The organism is Saccharopolyspora sp. ASAGF58 (assembly GCF_012277335.1).
GTDB lineage: Bacteria > Actinomycetota > Actinomycetes > Mycobacteriales > Pseudonocardiaceae > Saccharopolyspora > Saccharopolyspora hattusasensis.
Window position 1 is genome coordinate 2,798,503 of sequence record NZ_CP040605.1, and the last position, 12,652, is coordinate 2,811,154.

Here is a 12,652-nt window from a genome sequence, read left to right on the forward strand (position 1 = left end):
ACATCAACCTTCGTGCTGCGCCAAAGATGGACATGCCTTCCTCGGCCGTCGATGGCGCCAAGCGCGATTCGCATACGTACCCTGGCCGGGGGCCGGTCGGCCCAGACGACCGCGACGCGTTCTCGAATCGAAATGGGCGTTCATGATCGAGTGGCTGGACACGATCCCACCCGGGGTGATCTACCTCGTGGTCGGATTGATCATCGGACTGGAAAGCGTGGGGATCCCGCTGCCCGGCGAGATCATGCTCGTCAGTGCCGGCGTCGCGGCCTCGCAGGGCGTCGTCAATCCGGTCGTGCTCGGCGCGATCGCCGCGAGCGGCGCGATCATCGGTGACTCGATCGGCTACGCGGTCGGCAAGCGCTACGGGCGCACGCTGCTGGGTTGGCTGGGGCGCAAGCTGCCGAAGCACTTCGGGCCGAAACCGGTGCGCCAGGCGGAACGGGCGTTCGACCGCTACGGCGCGTGGGCGGTGTTCGGCGGCCGGTTCGTGGCGCTGCTGCGCATCCTCGCAGGTCCGCTGGCGGGCATCCTCGGCATGAGGTACCGCAAGTTCCTGATCGCGAACGCGACGGGCGGCATCGCGTGGGCGGGCACGGTGACGACGCTGGCCTACGTCTTCGGCGTGGTGGCCGGGCAGTGGTTCCACCGGTTCTCGTGGGTCGCCCTCATCGTCACCGTCGTCGTCGGCTGGCTGATCGTGCACGTGGTGCGCCGCCGCGCGGAGAAGGCCGACGAAGCCGAGGAACTGGAAGAAGCGGAGAGGCTGGAAGGATCCGGAGAACCACCGGTCGAGGCCGAACGCACCGAACCCGAAACCGACGCTCCAGTGCGCTGAGCTGCCAATTTCGCGAGAAATTGCCCAAAGCCAGGATGACGCCACTGCTGACGCTCCGTAATCTACTGCTGCCGTTCCGCAGGCGGAGTGCAATTTCGCGAGAAATTGGCGTTCACCCGGGTGACGGTCGATTTCTCGCGAAATTGCGCATCCCCCGGGTGAGAAGCGAACGGCCCGTTCGCCCGATCGACGGGGTGAACGGGCCGTTCGCGCCTGCGTAGGTCAGCGGTTGGCGCGGTTCACCGCGGACACCACTGCGCGCAGCATCGCGGTGATCGTCGAGGTGTCGACGCCGGCGCCCCAGTAGATCTTGTCGCCCACCGCGCACTCCAGGTAGGCCGCGGCCCGCGCGTCGTCACCGGCGGTGAGCGCGTGCTCGTGGTAGTCCATGACCCGCACGTCGTAGCCGATGCTGCTCAGCGCGTCGACGAAGGCCGATACCGGACCGTTGCCGTTGCCGGTGATCTCCTGCTCCTCGCCGTCCACGACCACGGTCGCGGTGATGCTCTCGTTGCCGTTCTCGCCTGCCGCCCGCTGCCGGACCAGCTTCAGCGGCGCGGTGGCCTCCAGGTACTCGCTGGAGAACGCCGACCACATCGCCGTCGGGCTGACCTCGCCGCCCTCGGAGTCGGTGTGCGCCTGCACCACCTTGGAGAACTCGATCTGCAGCTTGCGCGGCAGGTCCAGCTGGTGCTCGGTCTTCATGATGTAGGCGACGCCGCCCTTGCCGGACTGCGAGTTGACCCGGATCACGGCCTCGTAGGTGCGGCCCACGTCCTTCGGGTCGATCGGCAGGTACGGCACCTCCCAGGGGTAGTCGTCCACGCCGGTCCCGGCCTTGTTCGCCTCGTCGCGCAGCGCGTCCAGGCCCTTGTTGATGGCGTCCTGATGGCTGCCGGAGAAGGCCGTGTAGACCAGTTCGCCGCCCCACGGATGCCGCTCCGGCACTGGCAGCTGGTTGCAGTGCTCGACGGTGCGCTTGACGTAGTCGATGTCGGAGAAGTCGATCTGCGGGTCGATGCCCTGGCTGAACAGGTTCATGCCCAGCGCCACTAGGTCGACGTTCCCGGTGCGCTCGCCGTTGCCGAACAGGCAGCCCTCGATGCGGTCCGCGCCGGCCTGGTAGCCCAGCTCGGCGGCGGCAATGCCGGTGCCGCGGTCGTTGTGCGGGTGCAGCGACATGATCACCGAGTCGCGGCGGGCCAGGTTCCGGTGCATCCACTCGATGGAGTCGGCGTAGACGTTCGGGGTGGCCATCTCGACGGTGGCGGGCAGGTTCAGGATCACCGGCCGCTCCGGGGTGGGCTGCCAGATCTCGGTGACCGCGTCGCACACCTCGGCGGCGTAGGACAGCTCGGTGCCGGTATAGGACTCAGGCGAGTACTGGAAGCGGAAGTCGGTGTCGGAGTACTTGCCGGCCAGTTCGAGGGTCAGCTCGGCGGCCATCGTCGCGATCTTCTTGATGCCCTCGCGCTCCTCCCGGAACACCACGCGGCGCTGCAGGATCGAGGTCGAGTTGTAGATGTGCACGATCGCCCGCGGCGCGCCTTCCAGCGACTGGAAGGTCCGCTCGATCAGCTCCGGGCGGCACTGGGTCAGCACCTGGATGCGGACGTCCTCGGGGATCGCGCCGTCCTCGATGATCTCCCGGACGAAGTCGTAGTCGGTCTGGCTGGCGGCCGGGAAGCCGACCTCGATCTCCTTGAAGCCCATCTGCACGAGCAGGTCGAACATGCGGCGCTTGCGGGCCGGCGACATCGGGTCGATCAGTGCCTGATTGCCGTCGCGCAGGTCGACCGCGCACCACAGCGGGGCCTTGGTGATGCGGTTGTCCGGCCAGGTCCGGTCGGGCAGCGATACTTTCTCGACCAGCTCGTGGAACGGGCGGTAGCGGTGGTAAGGCATGGCGCTGCCCAGCTGAGTGTTCCACGGAGCCTGGTCGGCGGGCGCTGGCCGGGACGGCTTGCGCACCTTGCCGGCGAACGGGGCTTGGGCGTCGGGGGTGTTGCTGCTCATGCGAGTGGTTCTCCTGCTCGGTTACCGGGTCTGGACCGACGACCGGCACGTTCGAACCCCGCGACGAGGGGCCGGTCTATGAGACCCCGTCGCGGCGGCGAAGCAGGAGAACGCGAGCCACGGCCCTAGGCTAACCGCAGTAGTGGCCCGAAATGCAAGCGGGACGTCCAGATGGTGGGAAATGACACGTGGTGATCAGGGGAATCCCGGCAGCACAGTGCGTGTCCGCCGGTTTCGGGCGATTTCTGACTTCCCGATCTCCGCGCCTGGCAAAGTGGTCGGAGGATCAAGGGGAGGGGCGGTCGGATGGCGGCGAAGAAGGGGCGGTCCGCGGTCGCGGCGCTGATCAACGGCGCGGGATTCCTGTTCGCCGCGCTGCTGGTGCTGCACATCGTGTTCGTGGTAACCGGTTTCCCGGCGGAGAACGGGTTGGCGCAATCCGTGGCGCAGGCGGCCGAGCCGCTGGCGTTGTTCTTCCCCGGTCTGGTGCAGGCGCCGGGCGAGGTGCTGCAGGTGCTCCTCGACTACGGCCTGGCGGCGGTTTTCTGGGTGCTGGTGGGCGGGGGGCTGGCTCGTGTGTTCGGCTGACCCCTCCGGTCGTGCCAAACTGGAGATCGTGGCGGATGACGTGAGCACGGAAGCGCAGGAGGGCGGCGTGCGTCGCGCTGACCTGCGACGGGCGCGGGCCCGTGTGGTCGGTGTGCTCGTCAACGTGGTCCGGTGGGCGGGCAACCTCGGTGCCGCGCTGCTCGTGATCCACGTGGTGTTCACCGTCGCCGGCGCCAACCCGGACAACGGCATCACCCAGTTCGTGGCGTCCTGCGCGGAGACGCTGGCGCTGGGTTTCCAGGACCTGTTCATGCCGGACGACCCAACGCTCGCGGTGGCGGTCAACTACGGCGTGGCGTCGCTGTTCTGGCTGATCGCCACGTCGATGGCCGTGCGGATCCTCCACGCCCTCGCCTGAAGGTCCACTTCGGACTTCTACTTGAATCTCTGCAGGCCAAGATCCGTGAGCGTTTTTTGGCGCTATAACCCCAAAAAACGCTCACGGACCCACCCCGCTCCCGGCACCGTCACTCAGAACGAGCCTGGATGCAGTCCCGGGTGTGATCGAACCCAAGGTGTGACGCCGATGGCGTTCTGCGGTGCCGTGGCAGTTGCCGCGTGACAATCGGAAGCATCCTCAATGCCGCTCGGTGTGGAGCGCGTGTCCCCCCCCCGTCACTGAAGGGATGTGCGTGTGACGACCGAAGCGCTCCCCAGGCTCGTGCTGCCGCAGTGGTTGCCGCGGTTGCTGCGCCCGATACCGATTCCCGCCGACTGGACGCGGGCGTGCGCGGCGAGCATCGGCGTGGGTGCCCCGCAGGTCGTGGGCCTGCTCACCGGCCGGATCGACGAGGCCGTGCTGGCCTCGGTCGGCGCGCTGTGCGCGAGTTTCTCGGACCTGACCGGCTCGTACCGGTACCGGCTGCTCCGGGTGGGCCTGGCCGCGATCCTCGGCGCGCTCGGGTTCGCGGCCGGAGCCGCCGCGCCGGGGCCGTGGTGGGCGGCGGCGATCGTGCTCGCAGTGGCGGTTCCATCGGTCCTGTCCAGCCGGATGGGCGACCTGTGGTCGTCCGGCGGCGCGCACATGCTGACGTTCTGCGTGGTTGCGACCGGGGAGAAGTCGACGCTGCCGCTCGGCGCGCAGGTCTGGTGGTTCTTCGCCGGTGAACTGCTGGTGCTCGCGATCATCGCGGCCACCTGGCCGTTCCGCGGCACGGCCCCGGCGCGCGGCGCGGTCGCGGCGATCTTCGAGACCACGCTGCGCATGTTCGACTCGCCGATCACCGCGAGGCAGGAGCTGACGAAGGCGCTCGACAACGCGCACGACGTGCTCGTGGGCGGAGGTTCGATGTCACGCAGCCGCGTGCGCGACCGCCTCTACCTCGTCTACACGTACGCCACGCCGATCGTCGAGGCGTCGGTTTCCTTGGCGCACGCGGGAAAGCAGCCGCCCGAGCGTGCCCGCGAAGCGCTGCGAACGCTGGCGCGTTGCATGCGCACGGGCGACGTCCCGCCGCCCTACCAGCCAGGCGTGGACGAGTCGCCGCTGGTGCGCGCACTCGACCTGGGCATCGCGGAACTGATCGCCGCGTTCCGGCGCACGAAGCATCCGCAGGTGTCCGGCGAACACCACGAGCGGCTCCGGCTGACCTTCGGCCGCTCCACCTGGGCCCAGGTGTGCCGGATGCTGCTGTGTCTGGCGCTCGCGGAGGGGCTCGGCCTGGCGACGGGCATGGCCGAGCCGTACTGGATAGCCCTGACCGTCGCGCTCGTGCTGAAGCCGAACTCCGGCTCGGTGCTCGCCAGGGTCCTGCTGCGCGCGGTCGGCACCATCATCGGCGTGCTCATCGCGTTCGCGCTGATCGCCCTGGTGCCGGCCGGCTGGTGGCTGCTGCCGTTCATCGTCGCCCTCGCCGCCAAGCTGCCCGTCGCGCTCAGCCGCCACTACGGCCTGTTCAGCGCGGTCGTGACGGCGCTGGTCCTGCTGCAGATGAGCCAGAACCAGCAGTTCTTGCCCACGGCCAGGCTGGTGGACACGGTCGTCGGCTGCGGGATCGTCCTGGTCGTCGGCTTCCTGCTGCGCCCGCTGAACCGGGGTCCGGCGCTGCCGGGCCGGTTCGCGGACGCGGTGGAGGCGGTCTCGGAGTACGTGTCCCAGTCGCTGGCCGGAGTCCACCACGGCCGCTCGGCGCTGCGCCGCCGCACCTACCGCCAGCTGGCGGATCTCCGCGCAGCCCTCCAACAGCAGCTGATGGACCCGACGGCAGCGGCGGAGGCCGAACGCTGGTGGCCGGCAATCATCCTCCTGGAGCGGGTGGTCGACGCCGCCACGGAGAAGGCCGTGCGGAACGACCCCCACGACCTCCAAGAAGCCCAACGCCTGGTGTCGACGATGCGCACCACGACCCGCCAACTCCGCACGACCAAGGTACCTCCCGCGGAACTCCGCGAAGAACTGGAACGGATCTACACCGGCGTCGGCTCGTGAGCGGCCGAAGTCGAACGGGCAGTGCGTGCCGCCCAATCCGATGGTGTGGCGCGCTCGAACCGGAAGCCGTGCTCGCCCGGGTCGATAGCGTCGAAGAGGTTGGAAGTCGAGTTTCGCAGTTTCATGGTCGTCTTTGCGCGTGGTGGCTGGGCGTTGTCAGGGGTGGAGGCTGGGGCCTGCGTAGAGGATGAAGGTGTGGTCGATGCCTTGTTCCGGGGTGCCGGTTTTGGGCCCGAAGCTGGTAGGTAGCTCGGATTCGGTGTAGCGGTCTTTGCTGGCCAGGTAGATTCCGATGGCCCAGCGGTCGGCTGATCCCTGGTAGCGCTGGCGCAGGATCGGTGTGGGGTCATGGTCGCCGGGGAGGACGGCGCTGACGTAGCAGAACTGTCCACGGTGGCGCACGACGGGCTCGCCGAGGTCGGGCCAGCCGCGGGTGACGTGCGCGGTGATCCGCTGGGTGACGGCGGTGCGGGTGAGCTCGCTGGGTGTGTCAGGCACGACCCGCTGCTGCTGGCCGCCGGACAACTTCGCTGGCCGCGCATCCGCGTGGCCGCCGATCCCGAGCCGTGCCAGCACGTCGCGGACGGCCGAGTCCGCGATCCGCCGGGACGCGAGTTCCGCGGGCAGTGTGACGTTCTGCCGGACAGTCAGCGTCGGAAGCTCGCGGGCCTGCCGCGCGCGGGCCTACCGGGAGCGCGTCGCGGAGAAGCAGCAAGAGGGCTCCGAGCCGCCGGACGAAGCCGGGCCCGTGCTCACCGTGGAGCGCATCGTGGCCGCCGCGATCGCATACCGGGACGGTGGTGCTGGGCTCTCGATGCGGCGCACGGCCGCCGAGCTCGGCGTCGGTGCGATGTCGCTGTACCGCTACGTCCCCGGCAAGGAGGAACTCGGCGGGTTGATGATCGACGAGGTGTTCGGGGAGCGCCCGCTGCCTGAGCCCGGACCGCCCGGCTGGCGGGCGAAGCTCGAACTGTCGGCGCAGCACGAATGGGAGATCTACGTCGAGCACCCCTGGGTGCCGCAGCTGTTCGCGCTGATGACCCGGCCGGCGATCGCGCCCCGGATGATGGCCTACACGGACTGGCGGATGCGGGCCGTCGACGGGATCGGCCTCGACTTCGAGCCCATGGTCCGGGCGGCGATCATGGTCTCGGTGCATACGCAGAGCGCGGCGCTCTCCCTAGCGCGCGAGATGCACGCGAAGGACACCCGGGAGCACTGGCTGGGCGTGCGGAGCGCGAAGCTCCAGGAGGTCTTCGACGCGGGTGAGCTGACGATGATCACCCGCTTCGGCGCCGAATCCGTCCAGGCCTCGGAACCGGCCAGCATCTTCGGTTCGGCCTCCAGCGCCTGCTCGACGGTGTCGCCGAATTGATCCCGGAGTGAGTTAATCCCGCTTCTCCGCAACGCGTTTGGCTTCGCATCCAGAAGCTCGCAGATCGAGTTGGCCGTTCGGCCTTTCGTTGCCCAGGGCAGTGCTCCCGGCGGTGCGGGGCTCCGATCTTGGCTGGAACTGGAAGGCTCCGCCGATCCCGCAGGTCCCGATCCCTCAGGTCCCGATCCCTCAGGTCCCGATCCCGCAGGTCCCGGGGCTGCCGGGCATCGGCCGCTCCTGTTGCGGCGGGCGGAACCCCGCGGTTCAGGCGATTTCGTGGAGGGTCGTGTGGAGTTGTTCGGTGGCTTCCCAGATGTCCACGTAGCGGAGCCAGGACGGGGCGAAGCTCAGGCGGAGCAGGTCCGGTTCGGCGTAGTCCACCAGCACGTCGCGGACGAACAGCGCGTCCGCGATCCGCTGGGCCCGGTCGTGCCGCAAGGTGATCTGCGCGCTTCGGCTCAGTTCTTCGGACGAGGTCGCGACCTCGATCTGCGCGTCCGAGCAGAAGTCGCCCAGCCGTTCCAGGAAGAAGTCCACCAGGCCGGCGGTCTTGGCCGCCAGCGCCCTCGGCGACACACCATCCAAAATGGACAGACCAGCGCGCAGCTCGGCCACCGAGAAGCTGGAGCCGGAGCCCGCGAACCCGCCGGCCAGCGGGTGCAGCACGCCGCCCGTGTCGCAGGTGCCCGTCGAGAACGCGTCGCGGTGCCGGCCGGCGACGAAGCAGTACGACGGCGCCCCCGCGCCGCCGCCGAGGTACCGGTGGCCGCAGCCGATGGCGAAATCCGCGTCCCAGCTGTGCAGATCAACGTCCAGCGCCCCGGCCGAACCGCTCAGCTCCCACAGCACCAGCGAGCCGTGCCCGTGGATCTCGGCGGTGAGAGCGGCGGCGTCGCGCACGCCTCCGAACCGCTCGTCGGTGTGCGACAGGGCGACCACCGCCACCTCGTCCCACGGCAGCAGGTCCAGTTCGTCCCTGCTGCGGAGCAGGTGCAGCTGGCCGCCGATGAATTCGGCCGCGGACCGCGCCAGCCAGCAGTCGGCGGGGAAGCAGTCTTTGCCCACCGCGAGGACCGGCCGGTCCGGGCGCAGCCGGGCCGCCGCGAGCAGCGACTTGAACAGGTTTATGGACGTCGTCTCGGCAACGGTGATCTCGCTCGGTGCGGCACCGATCAGCGGCGCGAGCGCGGCCGCAGCGCCCCGGGCCTCCCCGCGCCAGTCGGATTCCCCGCGCAGGCGCCCGGTTTGCTGCTCCCAGCGGTGCTCGACGAACCGGCGCAGCCGGGCGGGAGTGGTGCGCGGCAGCGGTCCGCCGCTGTTGCCATCGAGATGGATCAGGCCCGGCGGCAGGTCGTAGCGGACGCGCAGGCCGGCGAGCGGGTCGGCCCGATCGAGCGCCTCCGCCGTCGGCCTGGTGCTAGTCCACACGAGTGAAGTAATACCGCATTACCCGGCGGTAGGTAACGGGTGGCGGGGTCGCCGCCGAACATCGGCCCAGGTCATGGTGCTCTCGGCGCAGCGTTTTGCGCCGTTTAGCAGGGTTCGGCCGAAGTTTTGCCGATCACGAGCTCGACCGGCACCAGCTGGTGCCGCGGTTCCGGTGGCCGCCCATCGACCAGGCCGAGCAGCGTGCGCACCGCCGACACCCCGGCGTCATCGGCCGGGACGTGCAGCGTCGTGGCGTCTGGCACGGCGAGGCCGAGCTCCGCCAGATCGTCGGCGCAGCAAACGCTGAGCTGGTCCGGAACCCGCACGCCGAGCGTGGCGAGCTGGTACATCAGGCCCAGGAAAAGGGCGCTGTTGTACGCGACGGCGGCGGTGCACCCGCTCGCCACCAGCTTGTCGGCGACGCGGTTGCCCGCCTCGAAGGTCGGCGGCAGCGGGCCGAACGCGACGACTTGTTGCCCCGATCCAATGCGCAGGCCCTCCAGCCGGCGCGGGTCCGTCCACGAGCCGCGCGGCCCGCCGAGGTAGGCGATGCGGCGGTGGCCCAGCGCCGCGAGGTGCGCGCCCATCTCGTGCAGCCCGCCCGGTGTGTCGATGACCACCGACGGCAGGCCGCGCATCCGCCGGTCGACCAGCACCAGCGGCACGTCCGCGGCGCCGAACAGCGAGGCCGGGCCGCGCGGGGTGATGGCCACGACCCGGCGAGCCATGCGAGCCACCGCGGAAGCGGTGCTAATTAGCCGACGACGGCGGCGTCGCGGTCGCCCATGCCGGAGGAGTGGCGGCGCGACTGCCGCTGGCCGTCGGAGGCGTCATGTCGGCGGAGCCGACGGCGAACGTCGTGGCCGGCAGCCGCCGAGTGCGCGAAGCGCTCGAGGCGTGGGGGTGGCGGCACGCGAACCCGTTCATGACCGTGTCGACGCTGACCCTCGCGGTCTCGCCCAGCGTCAAGATCACCGACCTCGGCCTGGTCGACGTGCTCGCCCGGGACTGGACCCCCCAAGTCCTCGACTGCTGCCACTGACCGGCGAATTTTCCTTCACTCATCACTGGGATCGGGTGGCGGCTGCGTTGGCCCCGGTCGATGACGGCCATGTGCTCCTCGGCCACTCGCGGCGGGCGCGCCATGCGCACCAGCACGCGCCAGATCCGCGACGCCGTCGCGGGTGCTCACCGTGCCCACCATGGCGCTTGGCGCACATCCGGCACATCCGGTCGGCGTGCACATCATCCCGCTCAACCGCCCCCCAAGCCCTAACGTCCCTCCTGGTCCCCTTCCTGGACGACGACCGATTTAGGCTGGTCAGCGGCGAGATCTGAAAAAGTTGGGGAAGGTTCGCCGCCCGATGTCGAGGATCCGCCGCGGGCTCCGACTGAAGGGTGACAGCGCGCCGGCGGGGCGCGCGGGACGGGAAGGACACCCGAGATGAAGTACGTCGCGATGATCTACGGCAACCAGGGCAAGTGGGACTCGTTTCCGGCCGAGGCGTGGCCGGAGGCGATCGCCAAGCAGGAGGCGTTCAACGCGAATTACCGGGAGACCGGCGAGCTGCTGGGTGCCTACGGTTTGGCGGACGCGGCGAACGCCCAGCTCATCCGCCGCAAGGACGGCGTCCCGGCGGTGACCGACGGCCCGTACCTGGAGACCAAGGAGTACCTTGCCAGCTTCTACCTGCTCGACTGCGAAACCCTGGAGCGGGCGCAGGAAATCGCGGCGGACATGCCGTTCGCCGACGTGGAGCCCGTCGAGTTGTGGCCGGTGCTGCACGAGTCCGCGGGGGACATGTGAGCGTCGAATCTTGCGTGACGCTGATTGGGCCGTGAGTGATTTTGGGGGCTATAACGCCCAAAACCACTCACGGGCAGACCGGCACCGTCGCAGATTGGCTTTCCTTTGGGAGAAACGGGTTCGTGCGGTCGGCGTCTGGGGCAGGGGCTCGCGGTGCTCTGGTGGTGTTGGTGCTGCTACGCGTGGCTCGGCAACACCGTGCACGCCGATCGCGGGATCGGGGTGTGCGCCGTGCTCGGCGCGCTGGTGACCTTCGAACGCCTCCGCTTCGGCGAGTTCCGCCGAGAGGTCCTCGCTCGGAGCTAGCCCAGCTACGCACTCCATAAGGCTGGGTGAAAGACGCCTATTTGCAGGCACTAGCGCACGGTGCGCTGGGGCTCCTTTATGCCAAACTTGATCGATTCGAAGAGGTGTACCCGCACTTCCACCACCGATGCTCCTATCATGATCACCTCAAGGCCACGCCGCCGTGCCGCGCCCGATCATCAAAACCGCGAAAGCCTGGGCAACCCAGAGACCTCACGACCCCGTGATCAGCGGCAAGGCCAATACCTCAACACTCGAACCGCTCATTCTTGACGGAGGCAACGAAGTCGGCCCACCGAGCCCGGCCGACGACGAATAACCCACCATCCCGGTCCTTGGTATCCCGCACAGCGGTACCACCGGATAACCACCCGACCTCAACACAGTTGCCGTTCGGGTGGCTGTAGGTGGACTTCTTCCAACCCTGGACCGTGGTCATCTCGTGTGCTCCATCCCGTCGATGATCTCTGCGATAAGTTTCGCCGTGATGTCTGGGCTACGGGAAATTTTGAGGATGCTGTCGATTGCATGCCGATACGCCTGAACGTCGTCCTCATCCGGAACGAAGGCGCCGGAGCTGTAGTGCTCGAAGTGCACGACCGAAGGTGCATCTGGAAAGTCGTAGAGCACGAACGGCCCAACCAGTCCCGGGTGCCAGCCGATTCTCGGTGGCACCACATGGACCGATACGTTCTCCAGCGTGTTGAGGTCCAGCAGATACTGGAGCTGTTCACGCATCGTCTCGGGTGCGCCGATGTTGTCGCGAAGGGCATCCTCGCCGATCAGCGCTAGGAAATGTACAGGGTTCTTGCGCACGACGACCTCGCGACGGGCGATCCGCAGCATTACGCGGGATTCAACCTCATGAGCCGGTAGCCCACCCACAGTCGAAATCGCGCGGGCGTACTCGGAGGTCTGCAGCAGCCCAGGAATGACCGATGGTGCCCACTCGACGATTGACGAGGCTGATCGTTCGCACTCCACGGCACCTGCAAGTTGGTGCGGGATTCCTGGCATGCCAACGGTAAGCCAGTTCGGCTCGCTGGCGTGCCGCGCCAGCTCGACCAACCGCTGCTTCTCCTTGCCGGTCACCCCGGCGGCGGTCAACAGCGAAGCGACGTCCTCCGGAGTCGGCACCCGGCGTCCGGTTTCCCAGTGCGACACCGTGCCGTGGCTTAACCCCAGGCGTCTGCTCAACTCGCGCCCGCTGACGCCCGAACGCTCTCGGACGGTGCGGATGGCTGCTGCAAGCGCGCGAGCGCGTGGTGTCACGCCGTTTGTGTCTACAGGCACGAGACACATCGTAGGCAGATTCAACTACCAGGCACTTCGCCTAATCGTGTAAATGATTAGTGTCTACTAGACGGGCAATCTGGCTACAGACAGCGCCGAACCTGCTTCGCACGTTCGACTTCGAGCCAGAGAGGCAGCATCGATGCATCCGAACCCGCCGATGCTTACGATCCACCGCGAACCTCCACATCGGACACTTGCGATCCCGTCGGGCCGTCACCGGAGGTCCAACGCCGGATCCCCGAAGCACTCCGCCGCCTCTAACCCGCCCGAAACCTCGGGCCCGGAAGCCGACGTGCCCCCGATCTCCGGCGCCGGGTCCCTGCGGGCCGGTCGGTGCGTTCCTCTCCCCACGCACCGACCGGCCACCCCCAAAGTTCCGTCCCTGTTGCTCAGTCTCAGGGCCCGCGAGTACTTCGCCGTTTCTGGTTCGCGGCCCTGTCCTCGCTACTCCCCCGCCGCCTGCACGACATCTTCCCCGTCCAACCCGCAACGATCCTCGCCTGGCACCGCAGATTCATCGCAAGGAAGTGGGACTACAGCGCACTCCGA

13 protein-coding genes and 1 pseudogene are annotated in these 12,652 nt (G+C 68.5%); 8 read left to right on the forward strand and 6 right to left on the reverse strand.

The window, feature by feature from the left end; all coding sequences use genetic code 11:
• Positions 1-142: 142 nt before the first annotated feature.
• On the forward strand, positions 143-838 hold the full coding sequence (locus FDZ84_RS13215; protein ID WP_168586140.1) for a DedA family protein: 696 nt from the start codon (positions 143-145) through the stop codon (positions 836-838).
• Between the two features lie 222 nt (positions 839-1,060).
• Here the strand turns inward: FDZ84_RS13215 and leuA are convergent, their stop codons facing one another.
• A complete protein-coding gene (gene leuA, locus FDZ84_RS13220; RefSeq protein ID WP_168586141.1) occupies positions 1,061-2,854 on the reverse strand; it encodes a 2-isopropylmalate synthase in 1,794 nt (597 codons plus the stop codon).
• Positions 2,855-3,160: 306 nt separating this feature from the next.
• Here leuA and FDZ84_RS13225 point away from each other — a divergent pair, with 306 nt between their 5' ends.
• From FDZ84_RS13225 to FDZ84_RS13235, 3 genes are all read left to right on the forward strand, one after another.
• A complete protein-coding gene (locus tag FDZ84_RS13225; RefSeq protein ID WP_168586142.1) occupies positions 3,161-3,442 on the forward strand; it encodes a hypothetical protein in 282 nt (93 codons plus the stop codon).
• 40 nt (positions 3,443-3,482) lie between these two features.
• The gene (locus FDZ84_RS13230) at positions 3,483-3,821 is read left to right on the forward strand and encodes a hypothetical protein (protein WP_246868984.1); all 339 of its coding nucleotides are present in this window, start codon (positions 3,483-3,485) and stop codon (positions 3,819-3,821) included.
• A gap of 276 nt (positions 3,822-4,097) precedes the next feature.
• Positions 4,098-5,891 (forward strand): FUSC family protein, encoded by a 1,794-nt coding sequence (locus tag FDZ84_RS13235; protein ID WP_168586144.1) that lies wholly within the window; start codon positions 4,098-4,100, stop codon positions 5,889-5,891.
• Between the two features lie 156 nt (positions 5,892-6,047).
• Here the strand turns inward: FDZ84_RS13235 and FDZ84_RS13240 are convergent, their stop codons facing one another.
• On the reverse strand, positions 6,048-6,389 hold the full coding sequence (locus tag FDZ84_RS13240) for a hypothetical protein (RefSeq protein WP_168586145.1): 342 nt from the start codon (positions 6,387-6,389) through the stop codon (positions 6,048-6,050).
• Between FDZ84_RS13240 and FDZ84_RS13245 the strand changes: the two genes are divergently transcribed.
• A complete protein-coding gene (locus tag FDZ84_RS13245) occupies positions 6,379-7,266 on the forward strand; it encodes a TetR/AcrR family transcriptional regulator (protein ID WP_168586146.1) in 888 nt (295 codons plus the stop codon). The genes FDZ84_RS13240 and FDZ84_RS13245 overlap by 11 nt on opposite strands.
• 264 nt (positions 7,267-7,530) lie before the next feature.
• Here FDZ84_RS13245 and FDZ84_RS13250 read toward each other — a convergent pair whose 3' ends face one another.
• Positions 7,531-8,694: an aminotransferase class V-fold PLP-dependent enzyme gene (locus tag FDZ84_RS13250; RefSeq protein WP_168586147.1), complete on the reverse strand. Its 1,164-nt coding sequence runs from the start codon at positions 8,692-8,694 to the stop codon at positions 7,531-7,533.
• 104 nt (positions 8,695-8,798) lie between these two features.
• On the reverse strand, positions 8,799-9,422 hold the full coding sequence (locus tag FDZ84_RS13255) for a LacI family DNA-binding transcriptional regulator (RefSeq protein WP_168586148.1): 624 nt from the start codon (positions 9,420-9,422) through the stop codon (positions 8,799-8,801).
• 47 nt (positions 9,423-9,469) lie between these two features.
• On the opposite strand from FDZ84_RS13255, the pseudogene FDZ84_RS13260 reads away from it, so the two are divergent.
• From FDZ84_RS13260 to FDZ84_RS13270, 3 genes and pseudogenes are all read left to right on the forward strand, one after another.
• Positions 9,470-9,736, forward strand: a pseudogene (locus FDZ84_RS13260) (adenine deaminase C-terminal domain-containing protein); the annotation flags it as partial.
• A gap of 402 nt (positions 9,737-10,138) precedes the next feature.
• Positions 10,139-10,501 carry a YciI family protein gene (locus FDZ84_RS13265; RefSeq protein WP_168586150.1) on the forward strand — a complete coding sequence of 121 codons (363 nt, stop codon included), beginning with the start codon at positions 10,139-10,141 and terminating at the stop codon, positions 10,499-10,501.
• A gap of 153 nt (positions 10,502-10,654) precedes the next feature.
• Positions 10,655-10,807, forward strand: a complete 153-nt coding sequence (locus FDZ84_RS13270; protein ID WP_168584094.1) for a hypothetical protein — start codon at positions 10,655-10,657, stop codon at positions 10,805-10,807.
• Positions 10,808-11,054: 247 nt separating this feature from the next.
• On the opposite strand, the gene FDZ84_RS13275 is transcribed toward FDZ84_RS13270, so the two are convergent.
• The gene (locus tag FDZ84_RS13275; protein WP_168586151.1) at positions 11,055-11,246 is read right to left on the reverse strand and encodes a DUF397 domain-containing protein; all 192 of its coding nucleotides are present in this window, start codon (positions 11,244-11,246) and stop codon (positions 11,055-11,057) included.
• The gene (locus FDZ84_RS13280; protein WP_168590028.1) at positions 11,243-12,100 is read right to left on the reverse strand and encodes a helix-turn-helix transcriptional regulator; all 858 of its coding nucleotides are present in this window, start codon (positions 12,098-12,100) and stop codon (positions 11,243-11,245) included. The genes FDZ84_RS13275 and FDZ84_RS13280 overlap by 4 nt, the downstream gene beginning before the upstream one ends.
• Positions 12,101-12,652 lie beyond the last annotated feature (552 nt).